Genomic DNA, 18851 nt, shown 5'->3' on the forward strand with positions numbered 1-18851 from the left:
TCAGCGGCGCCGCGAAACCAGCAGAAAGACCACCAGCGCCAGGCCTGGCAACGCAGCGCCCACCAGTGCCACTGCCTGCCAGCCATGATGTGCATACAGCGCACTGGCGAGCGCCGACCCCGCGGCCCCGCCAATGAAGATGCTGGTCATGTACAACGCATTCAGCCGCCCGCGGCTGGCCGGGTCCAGTGCATACACCTCGCGTTGGCCGATCACCATGTTCATCTGCACTGCAAAATCCAGCAGCACCCCGGTCAGCCCCAGGCCGATCACGCTGTAGCCGGGCGTGGTCAACCCCATCAACAGCGCCAACGGTGCCAACACCAGCGCCAGCAACGAACCGGCACGGGCGTGACCGGCGTCGGCCAGGCGCCCCGCCACGGGTGCGGCGATGGCGCCCACCGCGCCGACCAGTGCGAACAGCGCGATCTGGCTTTGCGACAGACCGTGCCCGCCGGCCAGGGCCAGCGGCACTGCAGTCCAATAGAGGCTGAACGCCGCGAACATCAGTGCTTGGAACAACGATCGCTGGCGCAGCACCGGGTACTGGCGCAGCAGGGCGACCAACGACAGCATCAGGCCGGCATAGCTCGACTTGTGCTCGGGCACCCGGCGCGGCAAGGTCAGCGCCAGCAACAGGATGATTGCCAACATCAGGCCCGCAGCACCGATGAACACCGCGCGCCAGCCAAAGTGGTCGGCGACCAGGCTCGACAACGGCCGTGCCAGCAGAATACCCAGCAGCAGGCCACCCATGATGTTGCCTACCACCCGCCCGCGCTGCTGCTCGGGTGCGAGATGGGCAGCCAAAGGAATGAGCATCTGCACCGCCACCGAACTGAAGCCGATCAGCAAGGCATAGACCAGGAACAGTTGCCCCTGGCCGCTGCTGCTGGTCCCCGCCAGCAACAGGCTGACGCAGGCCAGCACGGCGGTGATGATCATCAACCGGCGGTTTTCCACCAGGTCGGCCAGCGGCACCAGCAGCAGCAAGCCAAGCGCGTAGCCGAGCTGGGTCAGCGACACGATCAGGCTGGCGCGCTCGGTGGACAGCCCCAGGTCCGGGGCGATCAGCCCGACGATGGGCTGCGCATAGTAGATGTTGGCGACGATCGCGCCACAGCAGAACGCCAGCAGCGCGACCAGCGCTCGGCTCAGGCCGGCATGCACCGGCCGGGCAGCAGCAAGGGAGGGATTCATGCAAGGGACCTCGGCATCAGGTTGGAATATGCCGGGCACCTTACCGGGCGCTTGCCGATGAGAGAATCCAGCCCAGGCGCAACGGGGCGTTGCGCCTGGTGCAACGCTGGCGTCAGGCCTTGAGCAGGCCCTCGCAAAAGCCGATGAAGGCGTTGACCCGCCGTGAGCCACGGTGGTTGGGCAAGTACAAGGCATTGATGCTGTCGTTGGCGGTGCCGGGGCTGACCTCCCAGTCGGCGAACAGCCGCTGCAGGCGCCCGGCCGCGACATCCTCACGCACCAGCCAGTCGGCCAGCAAGGCGATACCGCTGCCGGCCAGCGCCGCTTCACGCAACAGGTCGGCGTTGGCGCTGCGCAGCGGGCCGCTGACGTCCAGCTCCAGCGCCTCATCCGCTCGTTGCAGGCGCCAGGCGCGTGCCTTCTGCCCGTAACGAAAACGCAAGCAGGCATGCTGCAGCAATTGCTCGGGATGCAATGGCGCTTCACGACTGGCCAGGTAATCGGGGCTTGCCACCAGCCAGCGCTGAAAGCGGCCGAGTTGCCGGCACACCAGTTCGTCGTTCGGTGACGGGTCGCCGAGGCGAATCGACAGGTCGTAGCGGCCGTCGAGCAAGTCATCGAGCCGGTCGCTCATGTCGATGTCCAGCTCCAACGATGGGTGCCTTGCCAGGAATGGCCCCAGATGCGGTGCAATAACGCGCCGGCCGAACTCGACCGGCAGGCACAGGCGCAGCACGCCGACCGGTTCATTGCCGCGGTCGGCGACACTGGCGTCGGCCTCTTCCAGCGCGGCGAAGATTTCCCTGGCCCGCGCCAGGTAGCGTGCACCTGCCTCGGTCAGGCTGACCTGGCGGGTGGAGCGGTTCAGCAAGGTCGTGCCAAGCTCCGACTCCAGCGCATCGACCAGCCGCGTCACCGAAGAGGTAGCGACGCCGAGCCTGCGTGCCGCCGCAGAAAAACCCTGGGCATCGACCGTTGCGGTGAACATCTTCATCGCCAGGAGCTTGTCCATGGATACCCCGATTTTCAAATCTCGGAACAGTCCTACAAACCGCGAAGCGGGTCAAGAAGGGCACCACAGAGCGATCAGGTCCATAGTGGAAGCACCTCCATCAGTGCGAGCACTTCCCATGCCCCTTGCCAATCTGCTCAATGCCCTGCCCCATTGCGACCCTGCCGCCGCCGAGCGGGTCGATGAACTGCTGCAGCGCCCTGGCCTGCGTATCGAACGCATCGTTTCCTGCGGCCAGGCCAGCCCGCCCGGATACTGGTACGACCAGGCCGAAGGCGAATGGATCATGCTATTGACCGGTAGCGCCGGGCTGCGCCTCGAGCATGAGGACTTCACCCGCTTGCTGGTGCCTGGCGACTGCCTGGACATTCCGGCGCATTGCCGGCATCGCGTGGAATGGACTGCCATAACGCAGCCGACCATCTGGCTGGCCGTGTTTCATGGCATCGGCACGCCTTGGCCAAGCCATTGAGACAGCCGACGCATGCTACAAAAGTCTAAACCTCCTTATGGATATGACGGAAAACACTGCAATTGCTGCAATTTTCGACGCTTGATCTAAGCTTTTAACCACAAATCTGCAAGTTCAGCCCTGCGACAATCAGCCTCATAAAATTATGTACTAACTTGTTAATTAGCAAGCTAAGGGCTTAAACTGCGCCCATTCCACCTGCTGAGATCCCTGGCATGAACGAAACACCGCGCGCCTCTGGCGCCACAAACATCATCCTGGTCGGCTTGGGCGTGATCGTCGCCCTGCTCGGCCTTCTCCTGGCTGCCGGCGGCGTCAAGCTCGCCGGCCTGGGCGGCTCCTGGTACTTCCTGATCGGCGGCCTGGCCATGGCCATCGCCGGTATTCTCATCGCCCGTCGCAAGCGGGCCGGCGCCTGGCTGTATGCAGCGTTCCTGATCGGTACCGCGGTCTGGGCGCTGATCGACGCTGGCCTGGTGTTCTGGCCGCTGTTCTCGCGCCTGTTCATGTTCGGTGCGATCGGCATGGTGGTGGCACTGATCTACCCGATGCTGGCCCGTGCCAATGGCGCCAGCGCCGGCCGGGGTGCCTACGGCATCGCCGGCGTGCTGGCTGTGGTGCTGGTGATCGCTGCGGGCAACATGTTCGTCGCCCACCCAAGCGTTGCCCCTACCGGCAAAGGTCCGGGCATGACACCGGTCGAGGCCGGCAAGGAGCAGAAGGACTGGGCCCACTACGGCAATACCGAGGGTGGCAGCCGCTTCGCCGCGCTGGACCAGATCAATCGCGACAACGTCGACAAGCTCAAGGTGGCCTGGACTTACCACACCGGTGACGTCGCCATCAGTGACGGCAACGGTGCCGAAGACCAACTGACGCCGCTGCAGGTTGGCAACAAGGTGTTCATCTGCACCCCGCACAACAACCTGATCGCACTCGACGCCGACACTGGCAAAGAGCTGTGGAAGAACGCGATCAACGCCCAGTCCAAGGTCTGGCAGCGTTGCCGTGGCATGGCCTACTTCGATGCCACCACCGCGATCGCCCAGCCGACCCAGCCCAACAGCTCGCCGATCACTGGCGGTAGCGTTGCGGCCGGTGCCAACTGCCAGCGTCGCCTGCTGACCAACACCATCGACGGCCGCCTGATTGCCGTCGACGCTGACAATGGCGAGTTCTGCCAGGGCTTCGGCAACAATGGCCAGGTCAACCTGATGGCCGGCCTGGGCAACGTGCCGGACTCCTACTACCAGCTGTCCTCCGCGCCGTTGATGGCCGGCACCACCGTGGTGGTGGGCGGCCGCGTCGCCGACAACGTCCAGACCGACATGCCGGGCGGCGTGATCCGTGGCTTCGACGTGATCACCGGTGAAATGCGCTGGGCCTTCGACCCAGGCAACCCGGAGGATCGCCAGGCGCCAGCAGGCGACAGCACCTACGTGCGCAGCACCCCGAACAGCTGGGCACCGATGTCCTACGACCCGGCGATGAACACCGTATTCCTGCCAATGGGCTCGTCATCCACCGACATCTATGGCGTTGAACGCAGCAAGCTGGACCACACCTACGGCGCGTCCGTGCTGGCTCTGGACGCCACCACCGGCAACCAGAAGTGGGTATTCCAGACCGTGCACAATGACCTCTGGGACTTCGACCTGCCAATGCAGCCGAGCCTGATCGACTTCACCAAGGAAGACGGCAAGGCCGTGCCTGCGGTGGTGATCGGCACCAAGGCCGGGCAGATCTACGTGCTCGACCGCGCCACCGGCAAACCGCTGACCCAGGTCGACGAAGTGCCGGTCAAGCCAAGCAATATCCCCAACGAGCCCTACTCCCCGACCCAGCCCAAATCGGTAGGCATGCCGCAGATCGGCGCGCAGACCCTCACCGAATCGGACATGTGGGGAGCCACGCCGTACGACCAGCTGCTGTGCCGTATCGACTTCAAGAAGATGCGCTACGACGGCCTGTACACCGCGCCAGGTACCGACCTGTCGCTGAGTTTCCCAGGTTCGCTGGGTGGCATGAACTGGGGCAGCCTCTCCACCGACCCGGTACATGGCTTCATCTTCGTCAACGACATGCGCCTGGGCCTGTGGATCCAGATGATCCCGTCGCAGAACAAGGGCGATGCCGCCGCTGGCGGTGAAGCACTGAACACCGGCATGGGCGCCGTACCGCTCAAGGGCACCCCGTACGCGGTGAACAAGAACCGCTTCCTGTCAGTTGCCGGCATTCCGTGCCAGGCCCCGCCATTCGGCACCCTGACCGCCATCGACATGAAGACCCGCCAGATCGCCTGGCAGGTACCGGTCGGCACGGTGGAAGACACCGGCCCCCTGGGCATCCGCATGCACCTGCCGATCAAGATCGGCCTGCCGACCCTCGGCGGCACCCTGTCGACCCAAGGCGGCCTGGTGTTCATCGCCGGCACCCAGGACTTCTACCTGCGCGCCTACGACAGCAGCAACGGCAACGAAATCTGGAAAGCCCGCCTGCCAGTGGGCAGCCAGGGTGGCCCTATGACCTACGTTTCGCCAAAAACCGGCAAACAGTACGTCGTGGTCACCGCTGGCGGTGCGCGCCAGTCGACCGATCGTGGCGACTACGTGATTTCTTACGCTCTGCCGTAAGTCCGCGTCACTCCGTTCGCGGGTGAGCCCGCTCCCACAGGATCTTCACTGCCCATACTGATGGCGCAGTCCTTGTGGGAGCGGGTTCACCCGCGAACAGGCCCCCAAAAACAACCCGAGACACAGCAATGCCATCCGCAATCCGCATCACCCCCGCCCTGCTGCTGGCCCTGGCCAGCACCGCTGCCCTCGCCGACGCCGACCTGATGACCCGCAACACCCTCACCGGTGACTGGGGCGGCCTGCGTCACCAGCTCGAAGAAGACGGCGTCAAGATCACCGGCGACTACAGCGGTGAAACCGCCTATAACGCCCACGGCGGCCTGCACCGTTCGGCGCGCTACTCGCAGAACATCAAGCTTGGCGCACAGTTCGACCTGTCGAAACTGTACGGCCTGGAAAACGCCGGCAAGGTCCAGTTGACCATCAACGACCGCCGCGGCAACAGCGCCTCGGAAGACCTGGTCGGTAACCGCCTGCCGATCCAGGAAAACTACGGTGGCCTGTACACCCGCCTGACCGAACTGAGCTACGAGCGCACCCTGTTCACCCCGGCGCTCAACGTCAAGCTCGGCTACATGGCCATGGGCAACGACCTTGGTGGCCTGGACAGCGGCATCCTGTGCAACTTCATGAACGCCGGCTTCTGCGGCCACCCGCTGAACATGTCCGGCGGCAGTGGCTGGACCAACTACCCCAACGCCCACCTCGGCGTGCGCGTGAAGTACGACCTGTCGCCGTCCTGGCAACTGCGCGTGGCGGCGTTCAACGTCGACCCGGACAGCAATGGCAACTCCAGCCGTGCCTGGCACCTGGGTCCCAAGCACACGACCGGCACCGTGGTGCCCGTGGAACTGGTATACAAGCTGCAGAGTGAACTGCCGGGCGAATACAAGCTGGGTTACTACTACGACAGCTCCGACGTCAAGCGCGTTGACAGTGACAAGGAAGTGTCCGGTCGTGCAGGCCACTACCTGCTGGTCGACCAGGCGGTGTGGAACGACGCCGGCTCGCCGGGCCGCAGCCTGCATGCCTTTGGCCAGTACTCGGCGTCGAGCAAGGCCGCCTCACCATTCACCAAGTGGTATGGCGCTGGCGTGGTGCTGTACAAACCGTTCGAAGGCCGCCCGCGCGATACCGTGGCCCTGGGCTATGGCCGCGCCGTGCCGAACCCTCGTAGCCGCGATGTGCTGGAAGACGCCGCATTCAATGCCGGTCAGCAGTTCCCCAACATCGACAATGCCGAGCAGCTGATCGAACTGAGTTATGGCTACCAGGCCACGCCGTGGCTGAACCTGCGCCCGGATGTGCAATACATCATCGAGCCAGGTGCGTTCTCCGGGAAAGACATCGACAACGCGCTGGTGGTGGGCCTGCAGGTCAAGGCTACCTTCTAGATTGCCGGGGCCGCTCTGCGGCCCATTCGCGGGTGACCCCGCTCCCACAGGGGTTTCACATGCCTTGCGGGCAGTGCCGTACCTGTGGGAGCGGGTTCACCCGCGAAAGGGCCGCCACTGGAAGAACACGCTCAGCTGGCACACCCACGCCCCTCGGTCTTTACTCAACCCTTCAGCGCAAGGGGAGCAAACCCGATGACCACTGCAACGGAAGGCAAACTGAACGTCTGGGCGCTCACCGCCCTGGTCGTCGGCTCCATGGTCGGTGCTGGCATCTTCTCCCTCCCGGCCACCTTCGGCCGCGCCACTGGAGGGCTGGGCGCGATCATCGCCTGGTGCATCGCCGGTTTCGGCATGCTCATGCTGGCCTTCGTGTTCCAGACGCTCGCCCGCCGCCGCCCAGACCTGGACTCCGGTATTTACGCCTACGCCAGCGCAGGCTTCGGCAGCTACCTGGGCTTTGCCTCGGCTTTTGGCTTCTGGGCAGGTACCTGCATTGGTAACGTCTCCTACTTCATCCTCATCAAATCCACCCTCGGCGCCTTCTTCCCAGTGTTTGGCGAAGGCAATACGGTGGCAGCCATCGCCGTCTCATCGGTGCTGCTATGGGCCTTCCATTTCCTGGTGCTGCGCGGGGTGCAACAGGCTGCGGTGATCAACAGCATCGCCACGGTGGCGAAGATGATCCCGATCCTGGTGTTCATCGTGGTGATCATTGCCGCTTTCGACAGCGAGCTGTTCTCGCTGAACTTCTGGGGCTCCGCTGCAGCGGGGCCTGCCGCAGACCTGGTGCACCTCGATGACTATGGCCGGGTCGGGCATGCTGCCGTCGAGATGCTGTCGCCGAGCGAATCGCTGTTCGAGCAGGTACGCAGTACCATGCTGGTCACCGTGTTCGTGTTTCTCGGCATCGAGGGTGCCAGCGTCTATTCGCGCTACGCGCGCAATCGTCGCGACGTCGGCATCGCCACGGTGCTGGGCTTCATCGGCGTACTGTGCCTGCTGGTGCTGATCACCCTGCTCAGCTACGGCGTGATGCTACGCCCGGAGCTGGCCGGCCTGCGCCAGCCGTCGATGGCGGGTGTGCTGGAAGCCATCGTCGGGCGCTGGGGGGCGATCTTCATCAGCATCGGGCTGATCATCTCGGTGCTCGGCGCCTACCTGTCGTGGACCTTGCTGGCTGCCGAAGTGCTGTACTCCGCCGCCCACGACCAGGCCATGCCAGCCTTTCTCACTCGCGAGAACCCGCATCAGGTGCCTTCGGCCGCACTGTGGCTGACCACGTTGTTCGTGCAATGCTTCCTGTTGCTGACCTGGTTCACTGAATACGCCTTCACCCTGGCACTGGAGCTGACCAGCTCGCTGACATTGATCCCGTACCTGCTGGTGGCAGCCTATGCGTTGAAGCTGGCGGCTAGCCGGCAGACCTACGAAAATGATGCACGGGAGCGTGGCAAGGACCTGCTGATCGCCGCGCTGGCGACGGCCTATGCGGTGCTGATGGTATGGGCGGGCGGAATGAAGTATCTGCTGCTCTCGGCCGTGATCTATGGGCCGGGGACGCTGCTGTACATCAAGGCTCGGATGGAACAGCAGCGGCAGGTGTTCAACGGCTTCGAGCGGGCGGTGTTCGCGGTGGTGCTGCTGGGAGCGGTTATCGCGGTGTATGGACTGGTCAGCGGCGGGATCGAGATCTGATTATCAAGCTGAGGGCCTCTTCGCGGGTACACCCGCTCCCACAAGTGCTGCGCAGGGCTTGAGCACTCTGCGGTCCCTGTGGGAGCGGGTTTACCCGCGAAGAGGCCAACACCATCATGCCTGCCTGAGGTGATCCACCAGCCTCAGCAACATCGCATCACAGCCATGCAACTGCTCGACACTGACGAACTCGTCCGGCTTGTGGCCTTGGTCCATGCTACCCGGCCCACACACCACAGTCGGAATCCCGGCCTGGTCAAACAAACCGCCTTCGGTACCGAACGCAACGGTACCGAACGCATCCGAGCCGCTGAGCAATGCCACCAACCGCGCCGCCTCACTGTCGGCTGGCGTGGCCAGCCCCGGGTACGCACTCAACGGTTGCAGGCGAATGGAACTGGCAGCATTCACCTTGCGCATACGCGGCAGCAGCTCGGCCTCGGCGTAGGTCTGCAGCTGGTCGGCCACCGCCTGGGCTTCATAACCCGGCAAGGCACGGACTTCGAAATCGAACGCACATTCCTCCGGCACGATATTCAGCGCCCTGCCCCCTTTGATCACTCCAGTCTGTACCGTGGAGAATGGCGGGTCGAAGCGTTCATCGTGATGCGCCGGTAACGCCAGGGCATCACCGATCTCGCCCAGCTTGCCGATCAGCCTGGCGGCGTATTCGATCGCATTCACCCCGTAAGGCGCGTAGGCCGAGTGACAAGCTGCACCCTGCACTTCGCAGCGCATCGCCAGCTTGCCCTTGTGGCCAAGCACCGGTTTGAGCTCGGTGGGTTCGCCAATCAGGCACAAGCGCGGCTTGTGCGGGCGCTTTTCCAGTGCCGCCAGCATCGAGCGCACGCCCAGGCAGCCCACTTCCTCGTCATAGGAAAACGCCAGGTGCACCGGCATGCGCAGCGGCTGCGCAAGGAACGCCGGCACGGCTGCCAGCACCGAAGCAATAAACCCCTTCATATCGGCCGTACCACGACCATACAGGCGGCCGTCGCGCTCGGTCAGGGCGAAGGGTGGCAACGTCCAGGCCTGACCCTCCACCGGCACTACATCGGTGTGCCCGGACAGCACCACACCGCCAATATCCCTGGGGCCGATGGTGGCGAACAGGTTGGCCTTGGTGCCCTCCGGATTATGGAAAAGCTCGCATTCCACACCGTGCCCGGCCAGGTAATCGCGGATGAAACCGATCAGCTCGAGGTTGGGATCGCGGCTGACCGTGGGAAAGCCGATCAGCCGCTCCAGCAAGGCGCGGCTACTGAATTCACTCATCGCCCGGCACCCCGTAGCTCGGCGCGGTGGTCGGGTCGAGGGCGCGGGTGACGTAGTCCTGCATCTGCGGGCGGTACGCCTGCCACAGGCCATCGAGCACACCGATCGGGTCCTGCTCCGCCCAGTCCACACGCAGGTCCACCAGCGGCCAGGTCAGCTCGCCAGCGATTTTCAGGGCCGCCGAATGCACCGGGCCAGCCTCGCCACCGGCCGCCATCGCAGCATGCATGGCGGCCAGCAGGCGATCCGCCAGGTGCCCGCCAGCTTGCTCGAAGGCCTGCACCATGGCTTCGATCACCTGCAGCGAGGACAACAGGTTGCCAGCGGCCGCGCACTGCTCGCCCGCCACGGCGTTGTGCACACCCAGCGCTTCCTTGCCGGTGAACAGCGCCACCTGGCCCTGGCTGTCGATCACCGTAACCTGGCGGTACTCGCTCCAGCCATTGGCGCTGAGCACCCGGTCCACCGCGGCGGCGGGCGGCAGCTGGCCTTGCTCCAGGGCATCAAGGATCTGCGGACCGAGTGCCGGCAGGGTGATGTTCTGGGTGGACACGGCGCCGACACCTGCACGCACCCACGGGCAGCGGGCGCCCACGGCAATGCTCGACGAGCTGATGGCGATACCGACCTGGCCGGTTTCCTGGCAACGACCGATGATGGAGAAGGTCATGGTGTAGCTCCTGTTGTTCTGTGCGATGCACTGCATTCTGGGCGCAAGCTTCAGGGCCACGAAACCAACATTTTCCTGTGCCTTGAACAGGAAAAAACTAAGGCCGGCAAAAACCGCCCGAAATGCCCGGAAAGCCTTGCCAAGCCTTTGCAAACCGGGGCCTTCGGCGTTTTATCGGCAAGCCCCAGCTAAATACTATTTTCGCGAATTTCCAGGCATCCCTAGTCTGGCTCCAGGCAATGGCGGTCCTCCAAAACCGACCTGACAAAAACCGCCTGAACAAGGGCTCGGACATGACACTGAACAACATCGAAATCGACACCCTCGTGGTTGGCGCCGGCCAGGCCGGCGTGGCAATGAGCGAACACCTGAGCAAGCTTGGCGTGCCGCACCTGGTGCTGGAGCGCAAGCGCATCGCCGAGGCCTGGCGTACCGGCCGCTGGGATTCGCTGGTGGCCAACGGCCCGGTCTGGCACGACCGCTTCCCAGGGCTGGAATTCAACCTCGACGCCGACGCCTTCGCCGGCAAGGACCAGGTCGCCGACTACTTCGAGCAGTACGTTCGCAAGTACAACCTGCCGGTACGTACCGGTATCGAAGTGAAGAAGGTGGTACGCAACGCCGATCGCCCAGGCTTCACCATCGAAACAAACGAAGGCGTGATCCGCGCCAACCGCGTGGTTGCCGCTACTGGCCCGTTCCAGAAGCCGGTCATCCCGGCCATCGCGCCAAAAGACGCCACCCTGCACCAGATCCACTCCGCCGCCTATTACAACCCTGAGCAACTGCCTGAAGGCGCCGTGCTGGTGGTGGGCGCCGGATCTTCCGGTGTGCAGATCGCCGAAGAACTGATGCGTGCCGGGCGCCAGGTGTACCTCTCGGTCGGTGCCCACGACCGCCCACCACGGGCCTACCGCAACCGCGACTTCTGCTGGTGGCTGGGCGTGCTGGGCGAGTGGGACGCGGAAATCGCCAAGCCGGGCCGCGAGCACGTGACCATCGCCGTCAGCGGCGCCCGTGGCGGCCACACCGTGGACTTCCGTGCCCTTGCCCACCAGGGCATGACCCTGGTCGGCCTGACCCAGTCGTTCGACAACGGAGTGGCGCGCTTCCAGGACAATCTGGTCGAGAACATCAACCGCGGCGACGAAAACTACCTGGCCCTGCTGGATGCCGCCGACGCCTATGTCGAGCGCAACGGCCTGGACCTGCCGCCAGAGCCCGAAGCGCGCAAGCGCCTGGCCGACCCGGCATGCATGACCCATCCGCTCAAGCAACTGGACCTGGCCCAGGCCGGCGTCACCAGCATCATCTGGGCCACCGGCTACGGCGTGGACTTCAGCTGGCTGCAGGTCGACACCTTCAACGCCAACGGCAAGCCTCAGCACCAGCGCGGCGTGGCCCGCGAGCCGGGCGTGTACTTCCTCGGCCTGCCCTGGCTGTCACGCCGCGGCTCGTCGTTCATCTGGGGCGTGTGGCACGACGCCAAGCACATCGCCGGCCACATCGCCACGCAACGCACCTACCTGGCCTACCGCGACCGCGAACAGCGCGAGGCGCAAGACCAGCAACACAACACGATCAGCAACGTCAGCACCCTCGGAGCCCACTGATGCCTACCCATACTCGCATCCGCATGTTCAACACCAAGGAAACCTACCCTAACCAGACCCTGGACAACGACCTGTGCCAGGCCGTGCGGGCCGGTAACACCATTTACGTGCGCGGTCAGGTCGGCACCGATTTCGAAGGCAAGCTGGTAGGCCTGGGTGACCCTCAGGCGCAGACCGAGCAGGCGATGAAGAACGTCAAGCAGCTCCTCGAAGAGGCAGGCTCCGATCTGTCGCACATCGTCAAGACCACCACCTATATCACCGACCCGCGCTTCCGCGAGCCGGTGTACAAGGAAGTGGGCAAGTGGCTCAAGGGCGTGTTCCCGATTTCCACCGGGCTGGTGGTGGCCGGGTTGGCCCAGGCCGAGTGGCTGATGGAAATCGATGTGATTGCGGTGGTGCCGGATCAGCAGTGATCCAGTGAGGCCCATGGGGGCGCCATGCGCCCCCTTCCGACTTGTCCCGCGAAGCTTTTTCAGAACTTGGCCAGTTCTTCCCGGCAGAACTCGACGAACAACTGCGCAGGCTTGGTCAGCTGCACCCGCTTCAGGTGCGCCGCCGCCAGCCCCGACAACGCCACCGGCTCGGCGATGTCGATCATCACCAGCTTCTGCCCGTCATAGGTGCATTCCGAGTGTGGCCGGGTCACCAGCAACGAAAAGCCAAAACCCTGCCCCACCATCCCGCGCACCATCTCGATCGACGGCGAACTGAAGACGATGTTCGGCGTCAGGCCCATCTCATTGAACAGGCTGACGAAATAGGTCCGGCTCGGCGCCACGTCCAGCAGGATCATCGGCTCCGGGCACAGGTCGCGCAGCGATACCTGCGTCTGGCCGGCGAAGCGGTGCTTCTCGGGCAGCAGCACGTAGGGTTTCTGCGGCGGCATCAAGGGCTCGGCCTCGATGGTGCCGTCCAGATCGTGGTCATACAGGAACGCCAGGTCGAAGGTACCGGCAGTCAGGCCCTGGATCAGGTCCTGCTGCTCGCCGTCGCGCAGGCGGATGTCCACACCGGGATAGCGCTCGCGAAAGCCGGCGATCAGCCGCGGCAGATACAACGGCGCCACGGTTTCGAAACAACCGATGTCAATCTGCCCGGCCACCGTGTCGTTATCTGCCAGGGCGTTCTGCTCGAACTCATGGGCCATCTGCAACAGCGACTTGGTCTTGGCATAGAAGCGCTTGCCACTGGGGGTCAGCGACACGCCTTGGGCATGGTGGCGGATGAACAGCTGCACCCCGAAGCTTTCCTCCAGGCTCTTGATCGCCGTGGAGATCGACGGCTGGGCGATGTACAGCTGGCGCGAGGCCTCGGCAACGCTGCCGGCCTCGACGGTGGTGACGAAGTATTTGAGTTGTCGCAGGGTGTAGGAAGCCACAGGCACCTCGTTGGCGCCCTTCACGGGCGCCTGGAATTTTCCTGCCACTTTACCTTGTGGCCTGATACAACGGGCCGCTGGGTGATGAAGGATTTGCCTAAGTCTTGAAGATGGTTTTTATGTTTCAGTCCTGACCCTTCGCCCCGAAGCAATGATAGCCCGTCGTCATCAGTCGAAAAGAGGATCTGCCGCAGCACTTGTCCACTTCTGGAAAGACAGCAGTCCCGTAAACCGGCGAAGGGCCTTGTACAGCGTCAAGGGTCAGAACGTGCCGTCAGGGCTGACGCCAGTGAACACTGGAATGATCGATAGCCGTGTTCTCTGCCTGAACGAAGCTGCCGTGCTGCGGAGGGATGTTCTGGTCCGTGTGAGCGAGGGCTTGCTGAGTGAAAACCCCGTTCTGATTGTCGAAGGTCAGATCGTGCCTTGCGACATTTGCGCCCCAATCTTCGGATGGCAGTGACAGGTAGCTGATCTTGTAGGCCGTATCGGTCGACTGCCCCACGATCACGTAGACACCATAGTGATCTTCACCAGGCGACACGATCTTGTAGATACCATTGTCGTAGTAGTAGATGGTCGCCAGCTCAAACGGCTTTTCGCTGTACATCACCTCGTACTTCAGATGATGAACCATTGTGGGGTTCCCAACGGGGACCTTGATCGGCGTAGGAGCGGCTGCGTTGGCGATGGCCGGAATGCTCATGGCGGCAGCAACCAGCATGGATTTGAGCTTCATGTCTGTTCCTTGCATGGGTATTGAGGAACCGCACGATAGTAGTGTTCGCGGAGGAAAATGGCGGCTTGAAGGAGATAGAGAGCAGCCTTACATGAGTTAACGAAAGGGATTACAAATCTGACGTCCCACGTAAGGGCATGATGCGCCAACTGGTGAATCAGGCCAGAACGTCTTTACTAGTGGTTAACGACCCGCAGGAACGGTGTGCGCCTATGAAGATCGTTGTCACCAGCATCCTCGTCGACGACCAGGCCAAGGCCCTGGCTTTCTACCACTATGTACTGGGTTTCATGCCCAAGCACGATATCCCCATGGGCCAGCACCGCTGGCTGACGCTCACCTCGCCCAGCGACCCCAACGGCGTCGAGTTGTTGCTCGAACCCGACGTGCACCCAGCGGCGAAGATCTACAAAGCTGCATTGAGGCAGGACGGCATCCCCGCCACGTCCTTCGGCGTGCGCGATATTCAGGCCGAGTTCACCCGCCTGTGCGCAGCTGGCGTGGTGTTCACCCAGGAGCCCACCCGCCTCGGCCCGGTCACCGTCGCCACCTTCGACGACACCTGCGGCAACCTGATTCAAATCGCCCAGAAACACTGAGCAACGCCCATGGCAGCCGATGCTGCCATTGGCTACATTGCAGCTGTATCCCGTGCGCCACAATAAGGAAAACAGATGCGCCACGAATTCAGCGAAGTACTCAACGACCTGGTCGACTACTTTCTGCTGGGCGATATCCAGCTGCTGGAACGCTTCAAACACGAAAACCACCTGTCAGACGATCTGGCCCGCGAGTTCACCAGCAATGACAGCGGTGACAAGGCCGTGGCCGAGGGTGTGGTAGTACCGTTGGCGGGGGTCGACAACCTGCCCTATCACATCCTGTTCACCCTCGATAACCACACGCCCGCCCTGCTCGAACCCGGCAGCCGCCTCAAGCACCGGCGCAACGGCTATGTGCTGCAAGTCGAGAATCGGGCGGTGATGCTCTACACCTGGCGCATCCTGCAACACTTCACCAACAAGACGCTGGGTGACCTGATAGCCCGCTATCAGGTGCCGGGGCGGCCGATCATCGAGCTGGACAATGGCTGGTATGACGTCGAGGTGCTGGCGGGGGCGCTGATCAGGGATGGGTTGTACGAACCGGCATTCGAGTTCGTGCTCAAGAAGCGCTGGAACCAGGGTGAGGCCAAGGGGGTGGATACTGGGTACGCTTTCAGCCTGCGAGGCTATTTCGACTGACTTTTGCCTGTGCCGGCCTCGTCGCGGGCTTGGCCCGCGAAGAGGCCAGGCCTGCCTAACTGATATCCCGGTCCTTGGTTTCCGGCAGGAAGAAGATCCCCAGCACAGCCGTCATGACCGCAATCACGATCGGGTACCACAGCCCGTAGTAGATATCCCCGGTCGCCGCCACCATGGCGAAGGCAACCGTCGGCAGGAAGCCACCGAACCAGCCATTACCAATGTGGTAAGGCAGCGACATCGAGGTGTAGCGGATACGCGCCGGGAACAGTTCAACCAGCCAGGCAGCAATCGGCCCGTACACCATGGTCACGTAGATCACCAGGATGGTCAGCAGCAACAGCACCATGGGGTAGTGGATCTTCGCCGGGTCGGCCTTTTCCGGGTAACCCGCCTCTTTCAGGGCGCCAGCCATGGTCGCCGTGAAGGCATCGCTTTGGGTCTTGAAGTCGGCGCCCGCCAGGCGACTGCCGTCGAAGCTCGGGATCACCCGTTCACCGATGCGGATCTGCGCCACGCTGCCAGGCTCGGCAGCCTGGTTGGTGTAGGGAATCGCACGTTTGGCCAGCAGGCTCTTGGCGATGTCGCAAGAGCTGGTGAATTTGGCCTTGCCCACCGGGTCGAACTGGAACGCGCACTGGCCAGGGTCGGCGACCACCACCACCGGGTTCTGCTCCTGGGCGACGAACACGTCGGGGTTGCCGTATTCGGTCAGCGCCTTGAAGATGGGGAAGTAGGTCAAAGCGGCGATGATGCAACCGGCCATGATGATCTTCTTGCGGCCGATGCGGTCCGACAGGCTGCCGAAGAAGATGAAAAACGGCGTGCCGATCAGCAGGGAGCCGGCGATCAGCAAGTTGGCGGTCTGCGGGTCGATCTTGAGCATTTGCAACAGGAAGAACAGCGCGTAGAACTGCCCGGTGTACCACACCACCGCCTGCCCGGCAGTGCCACCGAGCAGCGACATGATCACCACCTTGAGGTTGTCCCAACGGGCGAACGATTCGGTCAGCGGTGCCTTGCACGCCTTGCCTTCGGCCTTCATTTTCAGGAACACCGGCGACTCGTTGAGCTGCATGCGGATGTACACCGAGATCGCCAGCAGCAGGATCGACAGCAGGAACGGCACCCGCCAGCCCCAGGCCTCGAACACCTCGGTACCCATGAGGGTGCGGCAGGCAAGGATCACCAGCAGCGAGAGGAACAGGCCAAGCGTGGCGGTGGTCTGGATCCATGCCGTGAAGAAGCCACGCCGGCCCTTGGGCGCGTGTTCGGCCACATAGGTCGCCGCACCGCCGTATTCACCGCCCAACGCCAGGCCCTGAAGCAGACGCAGGGTGATCAGGATGATCGGTGCCGCCACGCCGATGGTCGCGTAACCGGGCAACAGCCCCACCACAGCGGTGGACAGGCCCATGATGACGATGGTGATGAGGAAGGTGTGCTTGCGCCCGATCATGTCCCCCAGGCGGCCGAACACAATGGCACCGAACGGCCGCACGGCAAAGCCGGCGGCAAAGGCCAGCAAGGCGAAGATGAACGAGGTGGTTTCATTGACGCCGGCGAAGAAGTGCTTGGCAATGATCGCCGCCAGCGAACCGTACAGGTAGAAATCGTACCATTCGAACACGGTGCCCAGTGAGGAGGCGAAGATGACCTTGCGCTCCTCCTTGGTGATGCCCCGCTGGGGCGCGCTACTGCCCGTGGAAGCGCTGTCGAGAACCGCCATGGGTTGCCTCCGTCTTGTCGTTATCGAAGGCCGGAGTACCTCACACCCATTTCACCGTCGCACCCAGGCCCAAGGGCTTGCATTGGTTGCGCGAAGCACGACGAGGCGAGCCGCCTCGGATCGCAGCAAGGTAACTGAAGCATAATCGTCTTTGCCGCAATATCCACTTGCCAGCATCGTAATCGCCCAATTTCCAACTGCCTCGCCCCTGATCACGCCGCAGGCTCCACCGCACCCTTGAGTTCGACCTGGTTGCCATCGGGATCGTAGCAATACAGCGACAGCCCCTCACCTTCGGCGCCATAGCGTTTTTCTGCCGGTTCGACCGCCACGCCCGCCGCCTGCAGGTAAGCCCTCAATGCCGGCTCGTCGAACGGTTCGATGCGCAGGCAGAAGTGATGCAAGTTGCGCCCTTCGGCCCCCGGCGCCGCACCACCGGGCAGGCCCAGGGGGCCGTCGAGCGTTACCAGGTCGATCATCGCCGTACCGGTCGCCAAGTGGACCATGCCCAGGTCCGGCCGTTCACGGCTGATCGAGCAACCCAGCAGGTCACGGTAAAAAGACACGCTGCGCTGCAGGTCGCTGACCCGCAGCACCAGATGGTCGATGTGTTTGATCGCGAACGGTCGCATGCCAGATCTCCTTGTGGCGATTGCTCATGGACGTCGCCACCTTAGCCCAGTACATGGCCCGCTGACCATCACGCCTACTCATTCACCAGGCGCTGCAGCAGGCCACCCTCATGGTGGGCGAGAATGCGTAGAACCTGATCGACCAGTGCGCGGTCTGGCGCCTCCAGATGGAAATGGTGCCCACCTGGGTGCCAGGATACCTTGGCCTGACGTGGCAGCGCCGCCTGGCGATGTTCGATACCGTTGCTGGCAAATGCGCCCTGCCTGCCGAACATCAGGTACAACGGGCAGCGAATTTCGCGCAGCAGGTCGCACGCCTCGCGCTCGGTCAACGGCATCGGTTCAGGCAATACCAGGCGCGGGTCGTGTCGCCAGCAATAGCCGTCGGGCAATTGCAAAAGGTCGCGCAATGCTAGCAGCCGCGCGGCATCTTCACCTATTTCACCTTCCAGGCGCTTGCGACCTTGCTCGAGCGCGCTTTCCAAGTTGTCGAAACGGCTGCCGTCGGGTTCGGCAAACCCTGGCAACTGGCTGCGCTGAACCATTTTCTTGAGACGATAGGCGCGTGCCAAGTGCTGCACGCGATCATCCTCGGCCACGGTGAATGGGGCACCGATGCCATCGAAGAAAATCATGCTGGCAATGCCACTGGTCATGGCCGCCAGCAGCGAAGCGATACCGGTCCCCATGCCATGGGCGAGCACGTGAAACCGGGACAGGCCCAGGCTGTCGGTGACCGCCAGCATGTCCTCGGCGTGTTCCCACAGGTAATAGCCACTGTCATGGCGCCGATGGTCAGAGCGGCCGTGACCGACCAGGTCCGGTGCGACCACGAAACAGCCATCGAGCATCGGTGCCAGCCGCTCGAACGATGCGGCATTGTCCAGCCAGCCATGCAAGGCCAACACGGGAATGCCATCCTCTGGCCCCCAAGTGCGCACCGCAATTTCGATACCGTTCAGGTCCAGCAGATGATCCCTGGGATGCAATGGCGTGCGCATGTTCCTTATCTCCCTGACGGAGGCCTGGCGCGTACTCGTCAGGCCGGCAAACCACCTTGGCCCAGCCTGCCGGACTGCGCTGGTCCCAAGCCGACAGGCACATACGCGTGACCGACGACGACAGACGGGAGCAACTATGTACCCCACGGTGCCGC

Annotated in this window: 17 protein-coding genes; 8 read left to right on the forward strand and 9 right to left on the reverse strand. The window is 63.3% G+C overall.

What is annotated here, in order from left to right; all coding sequences use genetic code 11:
* Positions 1–1200, reverse strand: coding sequence for an MFS transporter (locus tag ACIPW4_RS03395; protein ID WP_400654777.1), 1200 nt, complete (start codon positions 1198–1200; stop codon positions 1–3).
* 112 nt (positions 1201–1312) lie between these two features.
* A complete protein-coding gene (locus ACIPW4_RS03400; protein ID WP_400654778.1) occupies positions 1313–2212 on the reverse strand; it encodes a LysR family transcriptional regulator in 900 nt (299 codons plus the stop codon).
* A 118-nt stretch (positions 2213–2330) separates the two neighbouring features.
* Between ACIPW4_RS03400 and ACIPW4_RS03405 the strand changes: the two genes are divergently transcribed.
* The 4 genes from ACIPW4_RS03405 (at position 2331) to ACIPW4_RS03420 (ending at position 8412) form a co-directional block, all read left to right on the forward strand.
* Complete coding sequence (locus tag ACIPW4_RS03405; RefSeq protein WP_400654780.1) at positions 2331–2684, forward strand: cupin; 354 nt, start codon at positions 2331–2333, stop codon at positions 2682–2684.
* A 215-nt stretch (positions 2685–2899) separates the two neighbouring features.
* Positions 2900–5317 (forward strand): glucose/quinate/shikimate family membrane-bound PQQ-dependent dehydrogenase, encoded by a 2418-nt coding sequence (locus tag ACIPW4_RS03410; RefSeq protein WP_400654783.1) that lies wholly within the window; start codon positions 2900–2902, stop codon positions 5315–5317.
* Positions 5318–5445: 128 nt separating this feature from the next.
* Positions 5446–6714 carry a carbohydrate porin gene (locus ACIPW4_RS03415; RefSeq protein WP_400654786.1) on the forward strand — a complete coding sequence of 423 codons (1269 nt, stop codon included), beginning with the start codon at positions 5446–5448 and terminating at the stop codon, positions 6712–6714.
* Positions 6715–6909: 195 nt separating this feature from the next.
* Entirely contained in the window at positions 6910–8412 is a 1503-nt protein-coding gene (locus ACIPW4_RS03420) for an amino acid permease (protein WP_400654787.1), read from the forward strand.
* Positions 8413–8526: 114 nt separating this feature from the next.
* Here the strand turns inward: ACIPW4_RS03420 and argE are convergent, their stop codons facing one another.
* Complete coding sequence (gene argE, locus ACIPW4_RS03425; RefSeq protein WP_400654790.1) at positions 8527–9687, reverse strand: acetylornithine deacetylase; 1161 nt, start codon at positions 9685–9687, stop codon at positions 8527–8529.
* Positions 9680–10357, reverse strand: coding sequence for a DUF1028 domain-containing protein (locus ACIPW4_RS03430; RefSeq protein WP_400654792.1), 678 nt, complete (start codon positions 10355–10357; stop codon positions 9680–9682). The genes argE and ACIPW4_RS03430 overlap by 8 nt, the downstream gene beginning before the upstream one ends.
* Before the next feature lie 293 nt (positions 10358–10650).
* On the opposite strand from ACIPW4_RS03430, the gene ACIPW4_RS03435 reads away from it, so the two are divergent.
* Both ACIPW4_RS03435 and ACIPW4_RS03440 read left to right on the forward strand, forming a co-directional pair.
* Positions 10651–11970 (forward strand): flavin-containing monooxygenase, encoded by a 1320-nt coding sequence (locus tag ACIPW4_RS03435; protein ID WP_400654793.1) that lies wholly within the window; start codon positions 10651–10653, stop codon positions 11968–11970.
* Positions 11970–12386, forward strand: coding sequence for a RidA family protein (locus ACIPW4_RS03440; RefSeq protein WP_400654794.1), 417 nt, complete (start codon positions 11970–11972; stop codon positions 12384–12386). The genes ACIPW4_RS03435 and ACIPW4_RS03440 overlap by 1 nt, the downstream gene beginning before the upstream one ends.
* A gap of 59 nt (positions 12387–12445) precedes the next feature.
* On the opposite strand, the gene ACIPW4_RS03445 is transcribed toward ACIPW4_RS03440, so the two are convergent.
* Together ACIPW4_RS03445 and ACIPW4_RS03450 are read right to left on the reverse strand one after the other, a co-directional pair.
* Positions 12446–13351, reverse strand: a complete 906-nt coding sequence (locus tag ACIPW4_RS03445; protein WP_400654795.1) for a LysR family transcriptional regulator — start codon at positions 13349–13351, stop codon at positions 12446–12448.
* Positions 13352–13625: 274 nt separating this feature from the next.
* Positions 13626–14090 (reverse strand): hypothetical protein, encoded by a 465-nt coding sequence (locus ACIPW4_RS03450; protein WP_400654797.1) that lies wholly within the window; start codon positions 14088–14090, stop codon positions 13626–13628.
* A 212-nt stretch (positions 14091–14302) separates the two neighbouring features.
* Between ACIPW4_RS03450 and ACIPW4_RS03455 the strand changes: the two genes are divergently transcribed.
* A complete protein-coding gene (locus ACIPW4_RS03455) occupies positions 14303–14689 on the forward strand; it encodes a VOC family protein (RefSeq protein ID WP_400654799.1) in 387 nt (128 codons plus the stop codon).
* Between the two features lie 75 nt (positions 14690–14764).
* On the forward strand, positions 14765–15334 hold the full coding sequence (locus ACIPW4_RS03460; RefSeq protein WP_400654800.1) for a hypothetical protein: 570 nt from the start codon (positions 14765–14767) through the stop codon (positions 15332–15334).
* 55 nt (positions 15335–15389) lie between these two features.
* Here the strand turns inward: ACIPW4_RS03460 and ACIPW4_RS03465 are convergent, their stop codons facing one another.
* From ACIPW4_RS03465 to ACIPW4_RS03475, 3 genes are all read right to left on the reverse strand, one after another.
* A complete protein-coding gene (locus ACIPW4_RS03465; RefSeq protein WP_400654802.1) occupies positions 15390–17063 on the reverse strand; it encodes an MFS transporter in 1674 nt (557 codons plus the stop codon).
* Between the two features lie 212 nt (positions 17064–17275).
* Positions 17276–17695, reverse strand: coding sequence for a VOC family protein (locus ACIPW4_RS03470; RefSeq protein ID WP_400654804.1), 420 nt, complete (start codon positions 17693–17695; stop codon positions 17276–17278).
* Between the two features lie 74 nt (positions 17696–17769).
* Positions 17770–18696, reverse strand: a complete 927-nt coding sequence (locus ACIPW4_RS03475; protein WP_400654805.1) for an alpha/beta fold hydrolase — start codon at positions 18694–18696, stop codon at positions 17770–17772.
* Positions 18697–18851: the final 155 nt, after the last annotated feature.

Origin of the sequence: Pseudomonas sp. NPDC089996 (genome assembly GCF_044748405.1) — a bacterium.
Taxonomy (GTDB): domain Bacteria; phylum Pseudomonadota; class Gammaproteobacteria; order Pseudomonadales; family Pseudomonadaceae; genus Aquipseudomonas.